Source organism: Pseudonocardia sp. DSM 110487, from assembly GCF_019468565.1.
Lineage (GTDB): Bacteria > Actinomycetota > Actinomycetes > Mycobacteriales > Pseudonocardiaceae > Pseudonocardia.
Genome location: NZ_CP080521.1, coordinates 8,055,073 through 8,075,037, shown reverse-complemented (window position 1 = coordinate 8,075,037; position 19,965 = coordinate 8,055,073). Strand labels below are relative to the sequence as shown.

Here is a 19,965-nt window from a genome sequence, read left to right as displayed (position 1 = left end):
GGTCCGCAACGGTCTACGACTCGATCACGACCCGCACGTCCCACGCGCCCAGCTCCACAGCCGTTCCCTCTTCCAGCTTCTCCCCGGTCACGGCGTCGGTGGCCCGTGCCGGGAGCGGGTAGGACGAGGGATCCCACGACCAGTTGTGGATGAAGTGGACGCGCTCGCCGTGGCGGTTGGTGGCGCTCGTGACGGTCTGGGTCGGCGTCACGCGCCGCCACGGCGTCTCGGCGTCGACCGCCAAGGCCATGAGCGCCTCGGCGAGCGCCGGGTTGGGGACCGTGCCGACCTGGGTGATCCGGCCGGCGCCGTGCGCGCGGGTGGTGACGGCGGCGAACCGCCCGAAATGGGGGTGGGCGTAACCGGCGAGGACCTGGGCACCGTCGGCGTGCAGCCCATCGGCCCATCGCGTGGCCGCGGCGTCGGCGGGCAGGTCGAAGCCATCGCCCGGCGTGAGCGGGATCGGCTCGGCGAGGTTGCTGAACTCGTCGTACCAGACGCCTGCCGCCCCGGCGAGGAAGGCGGGCTTGCGTTGCAAGCGGGCCCGGCCCTCCTCGTCCTCGTAGCCGGTGCGGATCCCGACGACGAGGTGCCCGCCCGCCGCGGCGTACCGCTCGAGCCACTGCAGCTCGTCGTCGCGGGCGATCGTGAACGCCGCCGCGACGAGCACCGGGTGCAGCGCGGCGTACTCCTGCGGGCTGGTGGCGGTGAGCTGCGTGGGGTGCACCAGGCCGGCCTGCAGCCCTGCGTCGGACACGCCACGGGTGAACGCGTCGGCGACCGTCTGGAACGAGCGCCGGTCCGGCTCGCGCCCGTCGCGGGAGAGCGACGGGTACTCGGACTGCGCCCACTTGCTCTCGTTCGAGAAGAGGATCATCACGTCGCGGTCCGGGACGAGACCGGTGACGCGGTCGCCCGCCGCGGCGAACTCGGCACCGAGCGCGGCGAGCTGCCGGTAGACGCGGCCCGGTTCCTGGCTGTGCGGCAGGATGCCGCCCCAGTACGTCTCGGTGCCGGCGTGCAGCGTGTGCCAGTGCCAGTACTCGATCATGTTGGCGCCGCGGGACACGAGCGCCCACGCGGCCTGGCGCCACTGGCCGTCGTAGGCCGGTTCGTTGGACCACGGGTAGCCGATGGCCTGCGCGTTGGTCTCGGTGACGAGGAACGGCGCCTGCTTGGAGGCGTACATCCGGTCGGCGGTGGCGTAGAGCGACCAGACGCCGGAAGTGGTCCATGCCTGTTCGGCCGGTGCGTCGTCGTCGGGTAGGCGGAGCCCGTCCTGCATCCGGTAGTACGGGTTGCCGGCGGTGACGTCGAGGTCCGCGGTCAGCGCCTCGTCCTGCACGGTGGGGCGCTCGTAGGAGATGCAGGTGGTGACGAACTGGTCGGGCCGGGCGTACTCGCGCACGATGCCGGCCTGCCATGTGATGAACTCGGTGGTGAGGTCGGCCTGGAAGCGCCGCCACGCGAGGTCGTACTGCGGCTGGGCGTTCCCGTCGGGGGTCCACAGGTCCGACCACGTCGAGAGGCGGTGCGACCAGTAGGTGAGGCCCCACGCCTCGTTGAGCGCCTCGACGGTGCCGTAGGTGTGGCGCAGGTGGTCGACGAAGCGCTGGAAGACGCCCCGGTTGTGGATGATCTCGTTGCCGGGCTCGTTGTCGACCTGGTAGCCGATCACCGCCGGGTGCGCCGCGTAGCGGGCGACGATCTTGCGGATGACCCGTTCCGCGTGGAAGCGGAACGCCGGATGCGTGTAGTCGATCTCCTGGCGGGCGCCCCAGCCCATCGGCCGGCCCGTCGCGCGCTCGACGTTGATCTCGGGGTGGCGCCGGGCGAGCCACATCGGCACGGCGTAGGTCGGCGTGCCCAGTACCACCGCGATGCCGTGCCGCTCGGCCTCGTCGAGCACCGGCTGCAGCCAGTCCAGGTCGAAAACGCCGTCTTCTGGCTCCCACGTGGACCAGACGGACTCGCCGACCCGGATCACGCTGAACCCGGCCTCGGTCATGAGCCGGAAGTCCTCGTCGAGGCGCGGTGATGGCTGGTACTCGTGGTAGTAGGCCGCGCCGAACAGGACCCGGTCCGTCAGGTGCTGCATGGTGTCCTTTCTGCGGGATGGTCAGCCCTTGACCGCGCCGGCGGCGAGGCCTGCAAAGATCGTTCGTTCGGTGCATTCCCGGCCGAATGTGGCCGCGCACGCACCAGCCTGCTGATCTTGTTCACGACACCGGCCGGAGTGTCGCGCGGTCCGGGTTCGCCGGTCCCGTCGACGCCCTGACCGTCAGCTGGGCAGGCACCGCACGGTGCCGCTCGGCCGGGGGATGGCCCTCGAGCGTGCGGATGAGCCGGTGCATGGCCCTTCGGGTCACCTCGGCGAAGTCCTGGCGGATCGTCGTGAGCGGCGGGCTGAGGAACGCGGACACGGGGTCGTCGTCGAAGCCCACGACGCTCACGTCCCGCGGGACCTGCAGCCCGGCGTCGGCGATGGCGCGCATCGCGCCGATCGCCATGTGGTCGTTCGCGGCGAACACCGCGGTGACGTCCGGGCGGTGCAGGAGGGAGCGCATCGCGTCGTGGCCGGACCGGGGCGTCCAGTCACCGCGCAGGACGGTGGGCTCCGCGGCGTCGACCTCGGCGAGCGCGGCCCGCCAGCCCGCGATGCGCCTGCGGCTCGCCGCCCAGCTCTCGGGGCCCGCGATGTGCCACACGGTGCGGTGGCCCAGCGCCAGCAGGTGCTCGGTGGCCGATCGCGCCGCCTCCGGCTCATCGGTGCCGACCACGATCTCCTCGGGCCGGTAGTGCTCGCTCGGGCTGCCGAAGGAGAGCACCGCGACCCCGGCCGGGATGTCCAGCCGCGGGTGGCCGAAGTCGATCGGCTCGGACAGGATGATGCCCTCTGCGCCCTGGTCGACGAGCTGGTTGACCGCGTTCTGGAGCTCCTCGGCGTTGTTCTCGGTGGTCCGCAGGACCGAGAGCGCGTAGCCGGCGGAGCGCGCCGCCTGCTCGATCCCGTCGAGGATCGACGCCGGCCCGTAGAGCGTGGTGCTCATCGTGACCATCCCGAGCCGCCGCGACTTGCGGGTGACGAGGGCGCGGGCCGCGGCGTTCGGGCGGAACCCGAGCTCCTTGATCGCGGCCAGCACGCGCTCCTTGGTCGCCGGGGCGACGTGGCGCTCGTTGTTGACCACCCGCGACACGGTCTTCTGCGTGACGCCCGCGAGGGCGGCGACGTCGTGCATGGACACGCGCCGCGGCGGCTCGGCCGGTATCTCCATCGCCCGGGCTCCTCTGCTCTGGGGCGACTGACTACGTAGTCAGAGACGTGCGCACGAGTACAACAGTTCCTGACTACGTAGTCAACGGCTCAGACGGTCGCGATCGGGGTCGCCGGTGAGCCGACGGCACCGGGCAGCCGGAGCGGGGGAGCGGTGAGCAGGAAGCGCGAGCGTCCGGTCGCACGCAGGTGGGCTGCGAGCTCGGAGATCCACCACAGCTCGCCGAGGTGCACGCCGAGCCGGAACAGGCACAGCTCGTGCAGCGGCAGCGCGGGCTCGTCCCTGAGCTCGTGGTCGGGCGGGAAGGACTCCACCGCGTAGTTGTCCGCGGCGATGGCGGCGACCCCGCTGTCGCGGATCCAGTTCCGCAGGTCCGGGTCGGCGCCGTCGAGGACGGCGCACACGTTCAGCGAGTCGGGGTCGGGGTTCCCGTGCTGGTCGGCCAGCAGCCGGGTGAACCCGGTGTGGAGCACCAGGATGTCGCCGGGTTCGACGACGATTCCGTCGGCGTCGAGCACCCGCGAGAGCGACTCGAAGCCGACGACGGTGCGCTGCGTGCCGAGGTGGGCCTCGAGGTCGACGAGCACGGCCCGGCCCTGGACGCCGTGGCGTGCCATGTGGCTGATGTCGACCGGACCGGCGTTCGAGGCCGATGCGGTGCCCTCGGTGGCGCCGTCGAGCCGGCCGAGGCTGCGGATGCCGGCCAGTTCGGGCTCGTCCGGCCCCACCACGTCGACACCGGCGCGCCAGCCGTTGTAGAAGAGGCGTTCCGGGGTGCCGTCGCCGTCGGCGTCGAAGTGGGAGCCGGCGTGGCCGAAGGCGTCCCACTGCGTGGAGTACTGGGTGTGCAGCACGACTAGGTCGTCGCACATGACGTCGGTGGCGCCGGGGAAGGCGACGGTCATGTCGCAGTTGAAGCCGACGGCGCCGGAGCGCAGCGTGGGCCGGAGGACGGGCGGGAGCCGGTTCGGGTTGAGCACCGCGCGGCCGGGGAGGTCCAGCGGCAGCGACAGGCAGAAGGTGATCCCGTCGCGTACCTCGGCGACGCCCTTGCGGACCTGTTCGGGCCCGACCAGGTTGAGCCGTCCGATGCGGTCGTCCGGGCCGAAGTCGCCCCAGGTCGAACCCTCGGGCCGGTTACGCCAGCGCGTCATCGCGCCACCTCCGTCGTTCGCGGTGTGATCGCCAGTGATACCGGATGATCACCGGGCGAGCAGCAGCAGAACCCCCGCGACGACCTCGACCCAGAAGTAGAACCAGACGGGGTAGAACGCGCCGGGACGATCCCGGATCCGCCCGAGCAGCCTGCCGCCCGCCATCCCGAACAACGCGACGGCCACGGCGAGCAGCTCACCGCGGTGGGCGGCGGGATCGAGGGCCGCGACGGCGAGCAGCCCCGCGACCGCGATCCCGAAGCCGCCGTACACCGCGCAGACCTCCAGCCGTGCCTCCGGTCCGGAGAGGGAGATCCCGAACGGTGCCACGAGCGCGGCCGGCCGGATCAGTGCCAGCACGCCCATGCCGAGGAAGAACAGCGCCGCCGCGGCGACGATCATCGTGTCCATGGCATGACTCTGCCGCATGGCAAGGGGCGTGGCCTGCTGGCAGAGTTCAGGTTGGCCTGCTGTTCGACCTGCGGCGGGAGCGGGCGAGCGCCAGTCCACCGAGGACAAGTCCGATCACTCCGAGCGCAACGGCGCCGACGGCCCCGGCGAGCCCGTTGCCCGTACCGAGTCCGCCTGCGGCGTTGGCCCCGTGCAGAGCGCCGACGATCAGGCCGATCAGTCCCAGCACGAGTGCGATGGCGGCAGGGCCGCGGCCGGGGCGGGCCAGGGCCCACCCGCCGATGACGACGCCGATCAACGCGAGGGCGGCGGCCACGGTGGGCACGGTTCGGCCGACGCCGAGGACGAAGCCGGCGAGCACGAGGTGGGCGGACATGGGGATTCCCTTCGGTCGTGGATGGTCCCCCGATGCTGGTGGCCGGGCAGGGCGGGCGCGTCGGACGACGGAGGTGTTTCCCGGCTGATGCGTGCGACGTACGGTCAGCCGCCGGTGGTAGTCCCGGGACACCACACCGGGTGGATGCACGCCCGCGGCCGGCCGCGCACCATGGGTTCGCCAGCCGAGGCGGGAGGATGGTCGACATCAACATCGAGCGGGGCGTGCTGCCGACGGTCGTTGCCGACGCGGTCCTCGGCGCCTGCGTGGCGGTCGGGCTGCTCGTCGCGGGTGTCGTCGAGGTCGGCCGGGTGGGCGTGGGAGCGGTCGCGCTGGTCGCGACGGCCGCCGTCGCGATCGCCTTCCGCCGGCGCTACCCGATCGCGGCGCTCGGCGTGCTCAACGCGGTGACCATCGTCTGGTTCCTCGGTCCCCAACCCGGCCGGCTGATCACGCTGGCGCCGTTGATCGGCTGCTACACCCTCGCGGCCGAGCGGGGCTGGCGCTGGGGCCTCGCGGGAGCCGTGCCCACGGCGCTGATCCAGATCCTCTCGATCCGCGTGGTGCTCGGTGACACCGAGACCGTGGGCGTCGTCCCCATCGCGGCGTTGCTGGCGGCCACCGCCGCCAGCGCGGGCACGGCCGTGGGCTACTACCGGGCGCTGCTCGTGGCCACCCGGGCCGAGCTCGCCCGGGAGACCCGGACCCGCGAGGAGCGGGCGCGCCGGCTCGCCGCCGAGGAGCGGCTGCGCATCGCGCGCGAGCTGCACGACGTCTTCGGGCACGCCATGGCCGCCATCAGCGTGCAGGCCGGGGTCGGGCTGCACGTCATCGACCAACGTCCCGGACAGGCCCGCGAGGCCCTCGCCGCGATCAAGAAGGTCTGCGACGACGGCCTCACCGACGTCAAGACCATCCTCGGCATCCTGCGGTCCGACACCTCGACCGGGGAACCACGTGCTCCCCGGGGCGGGCTCGACCGGCTCACCGAGCTGCTCGACACGGCCGAGGCCTCGGGCCTGCGGGTGGATCTGCACGTCGACGGCGATCCACGCCCGCTGCCGGCCCCGGTGGACATGGCGGCCTACCGGATCATCCAGGAGGCCCTGACCAACGTGCTCCGCCATGCCGAGGCGCGGACCGTCCGGCTCACGCTGACGCACGAGCCGTCCCGGCTCTCCATCCGGATCCGCGACGACGGAGCCGCTGCCGGCACGGACACCGCACGCGGGCACGGCATCGACGGGATGCGCGAACGCGCCCGCGCGCTGTCCGGCCGGCTCACCGCGGCACCGCACCCCGATGGCGGCTTCGAGGTGTACGCGGAGCTGCCGATCCCGGACCCGCGATGATGGTCGGTGTGAGCGAGCCCATCCGCGTGCTCATCGCCGACGACGAGGCCCTCGTGCGGGGCGGCTTCCGGGTGCTCGTCGACACCGAGCCCGGCATGGTCGTCGTCGGCGAGGCCGCCGATGGGGCCACCGCGGTGGAGCTGGCCAGGCAGACCCACCCGGACGTCGTCCTGATGGATATCAGGATGCCGGGCGTCGACGGGCTCCGCGCCACTCAGGAGATCGCCGCCGACCCCGAGCTCGCGAGCGTTCACGTGCTCATCCTCACCACCTTCGACCACGACGAGTACGTCGTCGAAGCACTCGGGGCAGGCGCCGCGGGCTTTCTGATCAAGAACACCGAGCCCGTCCAGCTGCTGCGGGGCATCCGCGTCGTCGCGGGGGGCGAGGCGCTCCTGTCTCCGGGACTGACCCGCCGGTTGATCGCAAGGCTTGCCGAGGCGAGCGCCACCCCGCGCCTGAACGCGGACGTCTTGGACCAGTTGACAACCCGCGAGAAGGAGATCGTCGGGCTCGTCGCCCACGGCCTGAGCAACACCGAGATCGCCGCAGCGCTCACGATCAGCCACGCCACGGCGAAGACCCACGTCAGCCGGGCGATGGCCAAGGTCGGCGCGCGCGACCGCGCACAGCTGGTGGCGATGGCCTACCGGCACCGCCTCGTCGAGCCACCGGACCCGTGACCGCGCCGTCGGCCCCAGCCGAGAACGGCCCCGGTCACCAGGAGCGCGGCGGTCAGCAGGAGCAGCCCGTCTCCCAGTACGAACCCCAGTAGCGCGAACGGGAGGGCGATCCACGCGGCGTACCGGCCGACCCAGCTCCACCGGCTCTTCCCGTACGTGCGGAGCAGTTCGGCCAGCCTCGGGTCCTCGTCGGCGAGGCTCTTCTCGATGGCCCGCAGTGCGCGCTGCTCCTGGCGGTTCATGGCCCGGCGTTCCTCTCGGGATCGTTCCTGTGTCCGTTGTCGTGCACCACGGGGAGGACGTACGTCAGCGCGTGGTCGGCGATCTCCATCGCCGCCGACACGACGGTGTGGTGCACGTCGTCACCGGTGCGGAGCGAGTACGCGATGGCGTCGAGCAGCCGCGCGACGCCGAACATCACGTACTCGTCGAGCGGATGCGAGCGGTACACCTGGAGCGCGGCCCCGGATCGCAACGTCCGCGCGGCTTCGACCAGGCGGGCCTGCTCGCCGTGGAGGCTCCACGGGGCGGTGTTCCGGAATTCGTGCATGACGTCACGCCACTTTCCGGCCGCGCTCGGGGTGAGGCAGGGCGTCGGCGGCGAGCAGGCCTTCCAGGCGCGCCACGGCGCCCGCCTGGGCGTCGTGGAAGGCCCGCAGCAACCGGTCACGCGCCACCTGGTGAACGGGCGTGTGCCGGGGCTCGGCGAGGTGGAGCCGAGCGCGTCGCCCGAGTTGCCGGGCGTTGGCCTCGCTGATCCCGAGCGCCTCCGCGATGTCCCGGAACGGGTAGTCGAACGCTTCCCGGAGCACGAAGACGGCGCGTTCGACCGGCGACAACCGCTGGAGCAGGAGCTGGACGGCCTGCTCGAGGTCTGCCGCCCGCTCGGCGGCCACCGTCGGGTCCTCCGAGGTGCGAACCAGCGCCGGGAACCAGCTGTCGACGGAGACCTCGCGGCGCGAGCGCGCGGAGACGGCGACGTTGAGCGCGAGCCGCGTCGTGATCTTCACGAGGAACGCGACACGGTCGCGCACCTGTGCGCGGTCCGCCCCCTGCCAGCGGACCCAGACGTCCTGGACGACGTCCTCGGCGTCGGCCACCCGGCCCAGCAACCGGTACGCGATCCCGAACAGGCGTGGCCGGACGCTCTGGAAATCGGCAGCTTCCTCGGGCGTCGCGGCGGGGATGTCGATGGAGGAGGGCATACGACGACCGTCGTCCGACCGGGGCCCCGGTCGCGCCCTTGGTAGCCCCGGGTGTGTCACTGGGGAGTGCGGCCAGGGGCCCGGCCCGTGTGTGTTTTCCCCCGGGCGCCTGTGGCCCGCGGAATGCAAACATCTACTTGCACAGACCTGCTTGCGATGCAAGCATGCTGCCATGACAGACCGAACGGCCCCCTCAGTGGACGCCGCCCGACAGGTGCTCTCGATCACCCGGCAGCTCGCCCACCACGTGCGCCGGGCGCAGCGCGGTACCTGGTTCCCGCTCGTGCTGCTGGGCCTGGTGGTCGTCGCGTCGGCGCCCTTCTACCGCCTGGGCCGGTACGTCGTCACGTGCGATCCGGCCCTTGGCGCCCGCGGCGGCGTGCAGATCATCGACCGGGGCGCCTGCATCCAGGTCGTCGCATGGCCCGCCGGGGTCTACTGGATCATCGCCTTCGTGCTGGCGTACTCGGCGATCGCCGCCTTCTACGTGCATCGGGCCCGCAGCCGCGGGGTCGGCGCCCGCGTCCTGCCGTACGTGAGTTCGGGGATCGCCGCCGGGCTGGTTCTCGGTATCGCCTCGGCGTGGAGCCAGCAACTCGGCGTGCTCGGCTACCTCCCGACCGGTCCGGTCGCCGTCGGTCTTGTCCCGCTGATCTCCATCGGCCTCGCGTTGTTCGTGCTGGGCAGGGTGGAACGCAACTGGCCGCTGCTCGCGTTCGCCACCGGCTACCTGGTGGTCGCGCTCCTGGTGTGCGGGGTCGGTGTGCGTGGGCTGGGCCCGAAACTCGGCCCGATGTGGGGCTTCCTGCCTGGTCTGGTCGTCGCCGGGGGTGTGCTGCTCCTCGGCGGCGTGGGCTTCGCACTGGCCGAACGGCGGCGCGGGATATGACCCATCCGGCGATCGGGCTCGACGACGTCGTCCACCAACGCGTCCGGCTGGGCATCCTCACCGTGGCCCACGAGGCCCGGCGGGTGGAGTTCGGCTTTCTGCGGACCACGCTGGACCTGACCACCGGCAACCTCTCCCAGCACCTGACCGTGTTGGAGAAGGCCGGGCTGGTGGAGATCGAGAAGGGCTACGAGGGCAGACGTGGCCGTACCTGGATCCACCTGACCGCGGCCGGCAAGAAGGCCCTGCTAGACGAGATCTCCCAGCTGAAACGACTGATCCGTCAGGTGGAGGAGATCCCTGCGGCGGACCCGGCCGCCGAACCCTCGTGAGCGCGAGGACCGGCCTCCGGCAAGGCCTCTGACAGCTCCTTGCGGGAGCTGAGGCCGAGCTTGGTGAACACCTTGCGCAGGTGCCACTCGACGGTGCGGGGGCTGATGAACAGTTGTGCGCCGATTTCGGAGTTGGTGTGGCTGTGTGCGGCGAGGCGGGCGATCTGGGCTTCTTGGGCTGTGAGCTCGTCGCGGGTCTCGATGGTGCGCTTGCGTGCGGTCTCGCCGGTGGCCAGTAGTTCGCGACGGGCCCGCTCGGCGAACCCGTCGGCGCCCATCGTGCTGAACAACTCGTGAGCCGCCCGCAGATGCTCGCGGGCGTCGAGGCGTCTGCCCTCGCGGCGGAGCCATTCGCCGTACAGCAGCCGGGCCCTGGCCAGCTCGGCCCGGACGCGGGTGCGGCTCAGCCGCTCGACGGATTCCCGGTAGAGCCGCTCCGCGGTGTCGCCCTCGCTCAGCAACGCGCGTGAGCGCGACTCGACGCCGAGTGCCCAGTCGGTGCCGCTGGCCCGGGTCATCGCGGAGAGCTGCTCGAGCGCATCGGCCGCGAGGTCGGTGGCGCCGGTGCGGGCGGCCGACTCGACCAGCTCGGCCAACCCCCAGTTCGCCGCGGCCAGCTCCTGCGGGCACTTGCCGGCCGCTCGAGCCGGGCCCAGTGCGTCCTCGTACCGGCCGAGTCCGTTGAAGAGCAGTGCGTTCGCCCACTGGGCCACGGCCGCCCCGATACCCTCGCCACGGGCCACGACGTCGCTGAGGCTGGTCTCGATCAGCGGGAGGACGGTGTCTTCGCGACCCTGCCACGCGGCGAACACCATGACCTCGTAGACGGGACGTTCGCTGCCGATCGCCTCCCGCACCGCCCTCGCCTCGTCGACGACGGCCGCCGCCTCCCGTTCGCCCGCGAACAGCAGCATGATGATGTGCGAATTGAGCGCGAGGAGGAGCTCGCTGAGGGCGCCGGCATCGCGAGCCATCTTCACGAAGCGCGCGGTGAGGACGTGGAAGCTCTCGTCGTCCCACACATCCGCCGCGACGACCCCCGCGACCCAGAGGGACCGCAGCCCGTCCGCGACCGAGATCTCCTCGGTGCGGTACGCCCGCAACGCTCGCCGGATGATCGGTAGCGCCGCCGAGTACCCGTCCTTGACCAGTGCGGCCAGGCCCTGCAGCAGCACGTCGCGCTTCCGGGTCCGGTCCGTCGTCGCGCGGGGTACGGCCGCCGCCAGCTCCTCCAGGTCGGCGGGACTGGCGAAACGGCCCGCGTACATCGCCGCCGAGAAGGCGCTCAGGTAGGTCTCGCGGGCGAGCTCGATGTCGAGCGGCTCGAGCCGCTTGGCCGCGGCGAGCAGCAGCCGTGCAGCCTCGTTGCCGCGGCGCGAGGCGTACGCGATCCGGGCGCGCAGCAGATCGATCCGCGCCCTCCCGAGATCATCGACCGGTCCCGTCCCCGCGGTCGCCAGCAGGTCGAGGGCCGGGTCGAACTCACCGGCCTGGAGCCTGGCCTGTGCCGCGGCCAGTACCCGGGACGTCCGGTGCACCGGGTCAGGGGTCAGCTCCGCCGCCCGTTCCAGGAAGGCCGCGGCCGCCGCGAACCCGCCGCGTGCCTGGGCGCGGTCGGCCGATCGTTCGAGCTCGGTGGCGACGACCTCGTCCGGTTCCGTGGTCGCGTGCGCGCGGTGCCACGCCCGGCGGTCGGGATCGAGTTCGGTGACCGCGGCCAGCGCGGCGTGCGCCGCCCGTAGATCGCGCACGTCGGCATTCCGCCATGCGGCAGAGCGCACCAGGGGATGGCGGAAGCGCACGCGCGTACCGAACTCGATCAGGCCGGCCTCCGCGGCAGGGACCCCGGCGTCCGGTCTGATACCGAGGCGCTCGGCCGCCCGCCACAGCACGTTCACGTCGCCGAGCGGCTCGATCGCAGCCGTGAGCAGAAGCCGTCTGGTCTCGACCGGAAGCGGTTCGAGCCGTCGGAGGAACCCCTCCTCGATCCGGCCGGCCATGGGCATCGCCCTCGGCAGCCCGAGCCCGAACGCCAGCTGCGCGGGCGTCCGCCCTCGTGGCAACTCCAGCAACGCCAGCGGGTTGCCGCGCGTCTCGGCGACGATCTCGTCGAGCACGGCGGCATCGAGCGGGCTGCGAAGCGCCGTGCGGAGCAACGCGCGGGAGTCGTCATCGTTCAATCCCGTGAGGGGGAGCTCCGGCAGCGGCCGGAACGCGTGATCCTCGTCGGTTGCCCGAGTCGCGAAGACCAGCGCGACCGACTCGGCGAACAGGCGGCGGGCGACGAAGGTGAGCGTGTGCACCGAGGCATGGTCGAGCCACTGGGCGTCGTCGACGAGGCAGACCAGGGGCCGGTCCTCGGCGACGTCGGACAGCAGGCTCAGCGCGGCCAGGCCGATCAAGAAGCGGTCGGGCGTGTTCCCGCTCCGCAGGGCGAACGCCGTCTCCAGCGCGTCGCGTTGAGGGGCCGGGAGCCGATCGAGCCTGTCCAGGAACGGCGTGCAGAGCTGGTGGAGCCCGGCGAACGCGAGCTCCATCTCGGACTCGACACCTCCGGCGCGCGCGATGCGGCACCCGGATGCGTGGCTCGCCAGGTGTTCCAACAACGCCGTCTTGCCGATCCCGGCTTCGCCTCGGACGACGAGCACTCGGCTCTGCCCCGCTCGGACGCTCGTCACGAGCTGTTCCAGTAGTTGGCACTCGCGGTGGCGTCCGCGCAGATCGGGCCCGTCATCACGTCTCGACATAGCCCCCGCCGCCGCTAGCCAGACCACCAGTCTAGCGGCGAAGTGGATCTCGCCGAGATCACGCGCGAAGGGGCCCGGCGGCGGGTGGGACCAGCCACGCTCTGCTTGACGCATACTCCGTGGAGCCGTCTGAAACCCGGTGCTCCCGCTCTTACCTCGCGACTCGGCCGGGCGCCCTTCACGAACAAGGACAAGGCGGCCCGCCCGATCGTGACGTCCTTGCGGCCTGGTCCCGCCTGCCCCGGGTCTCGCCCGTGCACCAGGGGGTGGCCCGGGGCCTTCCCTGGGGCGACCGGGGGTGCATGGGACCGACAGTGGCCCTGTCTCACCAGCCATTCCCAGAAGGGGGATCGTCGTGGATTGGCGTTTCAGGGCGGCGTGCCGAGCGGAGGAGCCGGAGCTGTTCTTCCCGGTCGGTACCAGCGGGCCCGCCCTCGTCCAGACGGCTCTGGCCAAGGCCGTGTGCCAGCGGTGCCCTGTGATGATCCAGTGCCGGACGTGGGCCCTGACAACGGGCCAGGCCACCGGGGTGTGGGGCGGCCTGAGCGCGGACGAGCGTCGCGCGATCCGCCTGCGCGACCGGATGGATCTGTTGCTACCCCGTGGGCTGCGAGTCGCCTCGCGCGAGGAGTCGATCCCGTGACGACGGAATCGGCCGTTCTCGCGCAGACGGATCTGCGGTTGGACACGACGTGAATCGACTACGTGTCATCTCGGGTTCGCGGCGACGACGGCGTCCCCCGACCCGAGCGCGGCGGCGGAGGCCAGCACGCTGTCGAGGAGGCCGGGCAGCGTGTCCTCGAGTTCGGTGGCGCGCAACCGAACGAAGCAGCGTGTGCCTTCCTTGCGGGTGGCGGTGACACCGGCGGAGCGCAGCACCTTGAGATGGTGGCTGAGCGTCGACTTCGCCACCGGGACCCGGAGGTCCCCCCATGCCCGCTCATGGCCGTCGGCGAGCACCCGGACCAGACCGAGACGGGTCGTGTCGCTGAGCGCGGCCAGTACGCCCGGCAGCGTGATCGGGCCGCTCGTGCTGTCGTCTCCGCGCATGGCGGCATGCTACCTTCGTTCGATGGTCGACGAACATCGAACAAGTGCGGATTTCGCCGGCCGCGCTGTGGTCATCACCGGTGCGGGATCCGGCATCGGGCGCGCCAGCGCACGGGCGTTCGCTCGTGCCGGTGCGTCGGTGCTCGCAGTCGGCCGGCGCGCGGACAAGCTCGCGGAGACCGCGGCCGACGACACCGCGATCGTCCCGTTCGTCGCCGACGTCCGAGGCGAGGACGCGGCGGCGGCCGTGACCGGTGCGGCCGCCCGACGCTGGGGACGGTTGGACGTCCTGGTCAACAACGCGGGGGTCTTCTCGGCGCTGCCACTCGCTGAGGTCACCGCCACGCGGCTCCGCGACGTCGTCGACACGAACGTCACGGCTCCGAGCCTGCTCGCGGCCGCTGCGCTGCCGCTGCTGCAGGAGCACCGCGGCACCATCGTGAACGTGTCGAGCACCTTCGGGCATCGACCGGCGCCCGGGTTCGCGCACTACGGTGCGTCGAAGGCCGCGATCGAGCACCTCACCCGCAGCTGGGCGGCGGAGCTCGCTGCGCACGGGATCCGCGTCAACGCGGTCGCTCCCGGGCCGACGGAGAGCGATGCGCTCGTCGCGGCGGGTCTGGCCGAGGCGGACATCGTCGAGATCAAGCGGGCCGAGGCTGCGCGCATCCCGCTCGGCCGCCGCGGCGATCCCGCCGAGGTGGCCCGGTGGATCGTCCACCTCGCGGACCCGGCGGCGTCCTGGGTGACCGGGCAGGTGATCGCGGTCGACGGAGGTCTGGCGGTGGCGTGACGGAGCCGGGGGACACTAGTGCCCCGGCAGGGCCTCGGACAGCTCCTTGCGGGAGCTGACGCCGAGCTTGGTGAACACCTTGCGCAGGTGCCACTCGACGGTTCGGGGGCTGATGAACAGCTGTGCGCCGATCTCGGAGTTGGTGTGGTGGTGTGCGGCGAGGCGGGCGATCTGGGCTTCTTGGGCCGTGAGCTCGTCGCGGGTCTCGGTAGTGCGCTTGCGTGCCGTCTCGCCGGTGGCGAGCAGTTCGCGACGGGCTCGTTCGGCGAATCCTTCTGCGCCGATCGTGTTGAACAGTTCGTGGGCGGCCCGAAGTTGCTCGCGGGCGTCGCTGCGCCTGCCCTCGCGGCGGAGCCATTCGCCGTACAGCAGCCTGGCCCTGGCCAGCTCGGCCCGGACGCGGGTGCGGCTCAGCCGCTCGATCGCCTCCCGGTAGAGCCGCTCCGCGGTGTCGCCCTCGCTCAGCAGCGCGCGTGAGCGCGACTCGACGCCGAGTGCCCAGTCGGTGCCGCTGGACTGCGTCATCGCCGAGAGCTGCTCGAGGGCCTTGGCCGCATCCTCGGTGGCGCCGGTGCGGGCGGCCGACTCGACCAGCTCGGCCAACCCCCAGTTCGCCGCGCACAGCTCGGTGGGGAACATGCCTGCCTGGCGGGCCGCGGCCAGTGCCTCCTCGTACCTGCCCAGCCCGTTGAAGAGCAACGCGTTCGTCCAGTGCCCGATGGTCACCGCGATACCTTCACCGCGGGCAACGGCCTCGCTCATGCTGCCCTCGATCAGGGCGCGCGCCTGCTCCTCGCGACCGCGCCACGCGGCGAGCGCCATGGCTCCGCAGGGGGCGAGACCGCCTCCGGTCGCGTCCTCCACCGCATTCGCCTCGTCGACGAGGGATGCGGCCTCCGTCAGCTCGCCGGCGAACACCTGCGCCATGACGCGCGAGTTGAGCGCGAGGAGGAGCTCGCCGAGGGCGCCGGCGTCGCGGGCGAGCTCCACGTGGCGGGCGGAGAGAACCTGCCAGCACCCGTCGTCCCACACGTCCACGGAGATGACCGACGCGAGCCAGAGCCAGCGGAGTCCCTCCGACACCGAGAGGTCGTCCGCGGAGAACGCGTGCAGCGCGCGCCGTGCGAGCGGTATCGCCGCCGCATAGCCGTCGGTGAATAGCGAGGCCAGCCCTTCCAACAGCAGGTCGCCCTTGCGCGCTCCGTCCGCCCGCGTGCGCGGCACCGCATGCGCCACCTGCACCGTATTGGCGGAGCTGGCGAGGCGGCCGGCGAACATCGCGGCGGAGAAGGCGTCCAGGTAGGTGTCGCGAGCGAGCTCGGCGTCCAGCGACTCGAGCCGCTCGGCGGCGGCGAGCAGCAGGGGAGGTGCCTCGTTGCCGCGGTTCGAGGCGAACGCGATCTGGGCGCGCAGCCGGTCGACCCGCGCCCGCCCCAGCTCGTCGAGCGGCCCGGCCTCTGCGGCGGCGAGCAGGTCGAGGGCGGTGTCGAACTCGCCCGCGTGCAGCTTGGCCTGTGCCGCGGCAAGCACGCGGGCCGTGCGTCGGTCCTCGTCAGGGGTGAGCTCGGCCGCTCGCTCGAGGAAGGCGGCGGCCGCCGCGAACCCACCGCGTGCACGGGCGCGGTCGGCCGAGCGCTCGAGCTCGGTGGCGACCTCCTCGTCCGGCTCGGCGCTCGCCTGCGCGCGGTGCCACGCCCTGCGGTCGGGATCGAGGTCCGTGACCTCGGCAAGGGCACCGTGCACCTCCTGCAGGTCGTGCACCTCGGCCGCACGCCATGCGGCCGAGCGCACCAGCGGATGGTGGAACCGCACGCGGGTGCCGAACTCGATCAAGCCGGCCGCCTGCGCCGGCGCCGCCGCATCGGGCCCGATCCCGAGCTGCTCGACCGCCCGCCACAGCACGGTGACGTCTCCGACCGGCTCCACCGCGGCCGTGAGAAGGAGCTTCCTGGTCTCCGCCGGAAGCGGTTCGAGCCGTCGGACGAATCCCTGCTCCACGCGGTTGGCCACGGATGTCGTGTTCGGGAGCCCGAACCCGAACGCCAGCTCTGCCGGGGTCCGCCCGCGAGGCAGCTCCAGGAGCGCCAGCGGGTTGCCGCGCGCCTCGGCGACGATCTCGTCGAACACCGCGCCGTCGAGCGGGCCGCGCAGCGCAGCCCGGAGCAGCGCGCGGGAGTCTGCGTCGTTCAGGCCGGTGAGCCGCATCTCCGGTATCTGGCGGAACGCGTGGTCCTCGCCGACCGTCCGGGTCGCGAAGACCAGTGCGACCGGTTCGGCCAGCAGGCGCCGTGCCACGAAGGTGAGCGTGTGCGCCGAGGCTTGATCGAGCCATTGGGCGTCGTCGACGAGGCAGACGAGGGGTTGCTCCTCCGCGACGTCGGACAGCAGGCTGAGGGTGGCCAGGCTGATCAGGAAGCGGTCCGGGGGGTTGCCGTCCCGTAGGCCGAACGCGGTGGCGAGCGCCTCGTGCTGCGGGCCGGGAAGCCGGTCGAGCCGGTCGAGGAACGGTGCGCAGAGTTGGTGGAGCCCGGCGAAGGCGAGTTCCATCTCGAGCTCGACCCCTGTTGCGCGCGCGACGCGGCACCCTTCCGCGCGGCTCGCCAGGTGGTCCAGCAGCGCGGTCTTGCCTATCCCGGGTTCGCCACGCAGGACGAGCACCCGGCTCCGCCCCTCGCGGGTGCTCGCCAGGAGCTGATCCAACGCGTGGCACTCGCGGCGGCGCCCACGCAGACCTCGCGAACCGCTCCTGGACATCACCACCGCCGCCGCTCGAAAAGGCTTTCAGTCTATCGAGGAGGCCGTCGGGGGCGGCCAGACGCCGATCGGGTCAAGGATCATCGCCGTTCGTCGTAGGGGTCACTCGACGAGCTTGCCGGCGGTCGACACCTCCCGGACGAGTGCCGCGATCTCCACCGGCGTCTCCGCCACCGGCTCGTGGACGATCTGCCCCGGCCCGGACCAGACCAGGTTGACCTGCAGCGTCTCGTCCAGGTCCGGGAAGTCGGAGCGGTTGTGGCAACCGCGGGTCTCCCGGCGCTCGAGCGCCGCCTCCATCGTTGCGTGAGCCGCGACGAGCGAGGACCGCAGGTCGAACGCGTGGGCCATGTCCTGGAATCCGGCCAGGTCGGGATGCACGCCGATGTCCTTCTCCGCGGCCTCGATGTCGTCGAGGCGTGCGAGCCCCGCCTTCAGTCCGGTCTCGTCGCGCACCACACCGGCGTGCTCGGTCATGGTGTCGCGGACTGCCCGTTGCAGGGACCGCACGTTCTCCGGTCCGTCGGCGGCCAGCACCTGGTCCACCTCGTCACGGGCCTCGGCGACGGCGGTGGCGCTGCGGGGCTGCGCGTCGAGGTCGGCGGAGTAGTCCGCGGCGGCATCGCCTGCGATCCGGCCGTAGACGAGGAGCTCGATCAGCGAGTTGCCACCGAGCCGGTTGGCCCCGTGCAATCCGCTGGCGGCCTCGCCGATGGCGTACAGCCCCGCGACCTCCGTGCCGTGGTCCTCCGGGCGCACCCAGACCCCGCCCATCGAGTAGTGGGCGGTGGGTGCGATCTCGATCGGCGTGGTGGTGATGTCGAGCATCTGGAGCTCGATCAGCGTCTGGTAGACACGGGGAAGCCGCTGCATGATCGTTTCTCGGGGCAGGTGGGAGACGTCGAGCCACACGCCGCCGTCCGGGGTGCCCCGGCCCTGCTTGATCTCGGTGTACGCGGCGAGGGCGACCCGGTCCCGGGTGGAGAGCTCCATGCGGACGGGGTCGTAGCGCTGCATGAACCGCTCGCCGAGCTGGTTGCGCAGGATGCCGCCCTCGCCGCGGGCGGCCTCCGACACGAGCGTGCCGGCTGCGTCCTCGGGTTCGAGCAGGCCGGAGGGATGGAACTGCACGAGCTCGGGATCGCGGATGCGCGCTCCCGCCGTGACGGCGAGCCGGAACGCGTCGCCGGTGTTCTCGTCGCGTCGCGAGGAGGTCCGCCGCCAGATCCGGGTGTGCCCGCCCGCGGCGAGGATCACCGCGTCGGCGTGGACGACGTAGCGCGTGCCGTCCCCGACGTCGAACCCGTAGGCGCCGAACACCACGCCGTCGCGGGTCAGGATGCTGGTGACGTACATCGTGTCGATGATCGGCACGTCGAGCTGCCGGGCCCGGTTCACCAGCGTGCGTTGGATCTCCAGGCCGGTGTAGTCACCGGCGAAGGCGGTCCGCCGGAAGGTGTGCGCGCCGAAGTACCGCTGCGAGATGCGGCCGTCCGCCTCGCGCGCGAACGGCATGCCCCACCGTTCCAGGTCCGCGATGCCGCGGGCGGCGCCTTCGGTGACGATCCGGACGGTGTTCGGGTCCGCGAGGAAGTAGCTCTCCTTGAGCGTGTCCGCGGCGTGTTGCTGCCATGAGTCGTCGGGATCCATGGTGGCGAGGGCGGCGTTGATGCCACCTGCCGCAAGGGTGGTGTGCGCGTCCGCGCTGGGCCGCTTGCCCACCACGATGACGTCGGTGCCGCGCTCGGCCAGCTGGATGGCGGCGCGCAGGCCGGAGCCGCCGGTGCCGATCACCAGGACCGCGGTCGCGAGCCGCCGCTCGGTCGGGCTGGGCATGTGTGGTCCTCTCCTGACGCATCGTCGTTCACGAACAAGGACCGGGCAGCACTGCCGAAAGTGACGGCCTGTTGTCACAGATCGTCGGGCTGGCCAGTCCTGGTTGTCGTGGATGACCGATCAGCAGGAACAGTCCCGGACCTCACAGGGAAGCTGGCCGTGGTGACCGGCGCCAGCGACGGCGTCGGGCTGGGCGTTGCCGAGCGCCTGGCGCGAGCCGGCGCCGCGCTCGTTCTTCCGGTGCGGAACCTCGGCAAGGGCGCCGCTGCCGTGGAGCGCATCCGCGGTGCTGTGCCCGATGCTGCGGTCGCGGTGCGCCATGTCGACCTGGCGTCTCTCGGCTCGGTTGCCGCGCTCGCGCAGACCCTGCACGACGACGGCCGCCCGATCCACATCCTCGTCAACAACGCCGGGGTGATGGCCCCGCCGACGCGGCACACCACGGAGGACGGTCTGGAGCTGCAGTTCGGCACGAACCACATCGGGCACGTCGCGCTGACCGCGCGGCTGCTGCCGCTCCTCCAGGCCGGCCGGGCGCGCGTCACGACGGTGTCGAGCAGCGCCGCCCGGTTCGGTCGACTCGGGTGGGAGGACCTGCAGGCCGAGCGGCGTTACTCGCCGGTGCGCGCGTACAACGCCTCGAAGCTGGCGAACCTGTTGTTCGGCCTCGAGCTGGACCGCCGCAGCAGGGACGGCGGATGGGGGATCACGAGCAACGTCGCACATCCCGGCACCACCCTGACGAACCTCTACGCCTCCGGGCCGAACCTGGGCCGCCGGCGCCCTTCGGCGCAGCAGGCGATCATGGCCCGGCTCGCCCGCTGGGGCCTGTTCGTCCAGGAGGTGCACGCGGGCGTGCAGCCGATCCTGTTCGCCGCGACCAGCCCGGACGCCACCGGAGGCCGCCTCTACGGGCCCGACGGCCTCGGCCAGTTCACCGGCGCACCCACCGAGCTGCCGATCTACCGGTCCGCGCTCGAGCGTGACGACGCGGTGCGGCTCTGGGAGCTGTCAGAGCGGCTTGCGGACGTGACGTTCACGGCTGCGGATCCAGAACAGACCGAGGCGCTGCGAAGGGCAGCGGAGTGACGGCTCGCGCAGGGCTGGG

19 protein-coding genes are annotated in these 19,965 nt (G+C 72.1%); 7 read left to right on the top strand and 12 right to left on the bottom strand.

Annotated elements, in window-relative coordinates; genetic code table 11:
- Positions 1-13: 13 nt before the first annotated feature.
- The 5 genes from K1T35_RS37800 to K1T35_RS37780 form a co-directional block, all read right to left on the bottom strand.
- Positions 14-2,098, bottom strand: coding sequence for a beta-galactosidase (locus K1T35_RS37800; RefSeq protein WP_255621161.1), 2,085 nt, complete (start codon positions 2,096-2,098; stop codon positions 14-16).
- Positions 2,099-2,219: 121 nt separating this feature from the next.
- On the bottom strand, positions 2,220-3,275 hold the full coding sequence (locus K1T35_RS37795) for a LacI family DNA-binding transcriptional regulator (RefSeq protein WP_220256508.1): 1,056 nt from the start codon (positions 3,273-3,275) through the stop codon (positions 2,220-2,222).
- 89 nt (positions 3,276-3,364) lie between these two features.
- Positions 3,365-4,429 carry a cyclase family protein gene (locus K1T35_RS37790; RefSeq protein ID WP_220256507.1) on the bottom strand — a complete coding sequence of 355 codons (1,065 nt, stop codon included), beginning with the start codon at positions 4,427-4,429 and terminating at the stop codon, positions 3,365-3,367.
- Between the two features lie 48 nt (positions 4,430-4,477).
- Positions 4,478-4,840 carry a DUF4345 family protein gene (locus K1T35_RS37785; RefSeq protein WP_220256506.1) on the bottom strand — a complete coding sequence of 121 codons (363 nt, stop codon included), beginning with the start codon at positions 4,838-4,840 and terminating at the stop codon, positions 4,478-4,480.
- Positions 4,841-4,886: 46 nt separating this feature from the next.
- The gene (locus K1T35_RS37780; protein ID WP_220256505.1) at positions 4,887-5,216 is read right to left on the bottom strand and encodes a DUF6223 family protein; all 330 of its coding nucleotides are present in this window, start codon (positions 5,214-5,216) and stop codon (positions 4,887-4,889) included.
- A 197-nt stretch (positions 5,217-5,413) separates the two neighbouring features.
- On the opposite strand from K1T35_RS37780, the gene K1T35_RS37775 reads away from it, so the two are divergent.
- The gene (locus K1T35_RS37775; RefSeq protein WP_220256504.1) at positions 5,414-6,568 is read left to right on the top strand and encodes a sensor histidine kinase; all 1,155 of its coding nucleotides are present in this window, start codon (positions 5,414-5,416) and stop codon (positions 6,566-6,568) included.
- A gap of 8 nt (positions 6,569-6,576) precedes the next feature.
- Entirely contained in the window at positions 6,577-7,251 is a 675-nt protein-coding gene (locus K1T35_RS37770; RefSeq protein WP_255621160.1) for a response regulator transcription factor, read from the top strand.
- On the opposite strand, the gene K1T35_RS37765 is transcribed toward K1T35_RS37770, so the two are convergent.
- From K1T35_RS37765 to K1T35_RS37755, 3 genes are read right to left on the bottom strand one after another with little or no spacing between them, the layout of a single operon-like run.
- Positions 7,215-7,493 carry a DUF3040 domain-containing protein gene (locus K1T35_RS37765; protein ID WP_220256503.1) on the bottom strand — a complete coding sequence of 93 codons (279 nt, stop codon included), beginning with the start codon at positions 7,491-7,493 and terminating at the stop codon, positions 7,215-7,217. The genes K1T35_RS37770 and K1T35_RS37765 overlap by 37 nt on opposite strands.
- Positions 7,490-7,801, bottom strand: coding sequence for a hypothetical protein (locus K1T35_RS37760; protein WP_220256502.1), 312 nt, complete (start codon positions 7,799-7,801; stop codon positions 7,490-7,492). The genes K1T35_RS37765 and K1T35_RS37760 overlap by 4 nt, the downstream gene beginning before the upstream one ends.
- A gap of 4 nt (positions 7,802-7,805) precedes the next feature.
- Positions 7,806-8,456: a sigma-70 family RNA polymerase sigma factor gene (locus K1T35_RS37755; protein ID WP_220256501.1), complete on the bottom strand. Its 651-nt coding sequence runs from the start codon at positions 8,454-8,456 to the stop codon at positions 7,806-7,808.
- Between the two features lie 172 nt (positions 8,457-8,628).
- On the opposite strand from K1T35_RS37755, the gene K1T35_RS37750 reads away from it, so the two are divergent.
- The gene (locus K1T35_RS37750) at positions 8,629-9,345 is read left to right on the top strand and encodes a hypothetical protein (protein ID WP_220256500.1); all 717 of its coding nucleotides are present in this window, start codon (positions 8,629-8,631) and stop codon (positions 9,343-9,345) included.
- Positions 9,342-9,677, top strand: coding sequence for a transcriptional regulator (locus K1T35_RS37745; protein ID WP_220256499.1), 336 nt, complete (start codon positions 9,342-9,344; stop codon positions 9,675-9,677). The genes K1T35_RS37750 and K1T35_RS37745 overlap by 4 nt, the downstream gene beginning before the upstream one ends.
- Here K1T35_RS37745 and K1T35_RS37740 read toward each other — a convergent pair.
- On the bottom strand, positions 9,629-12,424 hold the full coding sequence (locus K1T35_RS37740; protein ID WP_220256498.1) for a LuxR family transcriptional regulator: 2,796 nt from the start codon (positions 12,422-12,424) through the stop codon (positions 9,629-9,631). The two genes, K1T35_RS37745 and K1T35_RS37740, sit on opposite strands and share 49 nt — an antisense overlap.
- A 355-nt stretch (positions 12,425-12,779) precedes the next feature.
- On the opposite strand from K1T35_RS37740, the gene K1T35_RS37735 reads away from it, so the two are divergent.
- On the top strand, positions 12,780-13,067 hold the full coding sequence (locus K1T35_RS37735; protein WP_220256497.1) for a WhiB family transcriptional regulator: 288 nt from the start codon (positions 12,780-12,782) through the stop codon (positions 13,065-13,067).
- A gap of 65 nt (positions 13,068-13,132) precedes the next feature.
- On the opposite strand, the gene K1T35_RS37730 is transcribed toward K1T35_RS37735, so the two are convergent.
- Positions 13,133-13,474, bottom strand: coding sequence for a helix-turn-helix transcriptional regulator (locus K1T35_RS37730; protein WP_220256496.1), 342 nt, complete (start codon positions 13,472-13,474; stop codon positions 13,133-13,135).
- A gap of 22 nt (positions 13,475-13,496) precedes the next feature.
- On the opposite strand from K1T35_RS37730, the gene K1T35_RS37725 reads away from it, so the two are divergent.
- A complete protein-coding gene (locus K1T35_RS37725) occupies positions 13,497-14,267 on the top strand; it encodes an SDR family NAD(P)-dependent oxidoreductase (RefSeq protein WP_220256495.1) in 771 nt (256 codons plus the stop codon).
- 15 nt (positions 14,268-14,282) lie between these two features.
- Here K1T35_RS37725 and K1T35_RS37720 read toward each other — a convergent pair whose 3' ends face one another.
- Both K1T35_RS37720 and K1T35_RS37715 read right to left on the bottom strand, forming a co-directional pair.
- Positions 14,283-17,021, bottom strand: coding sequence for an AAA family ATPase (locus K1T35_RS37720; RefSeq protein ID WP_220256494.1), 2,739 nt, complete (start codon positions 17,019-17,021; stop codon positions 14,283-14,285).
- Between the two features lie 102 nt (positions 17,022-17,123).
- Positions 17,124-18,857: an L-aspartate oxidase gene (locus K1T35_RS37715; RefSeq protein ID WP_220256493.1), complete on the bottom strand. Its 1,734-nt coding sequence runs from the start codon at positions 18,855-18,857 to the stop codon at positions 17,124-17,126.
- Positions 18,858-19,019: 162 nt separating this feature from the next.
- On the opposite strand from K1T35_RS37715, the gene K1T35_RS37710 reads away from it, so the two are divergent.
- On the top strand, positions 19,020-19,946 hold the full coding sequence (locus K1T35_RS37710) for an SDR family oxidoreductase (protein WP_255621159.1): 927 nt from the start codon (positions 19,020-19,022) through the stop codon (positions 19,944-19,946).
- The last annotated feature ends 19 nt before the right edge of the window (positions 19,947-19,965 follow it).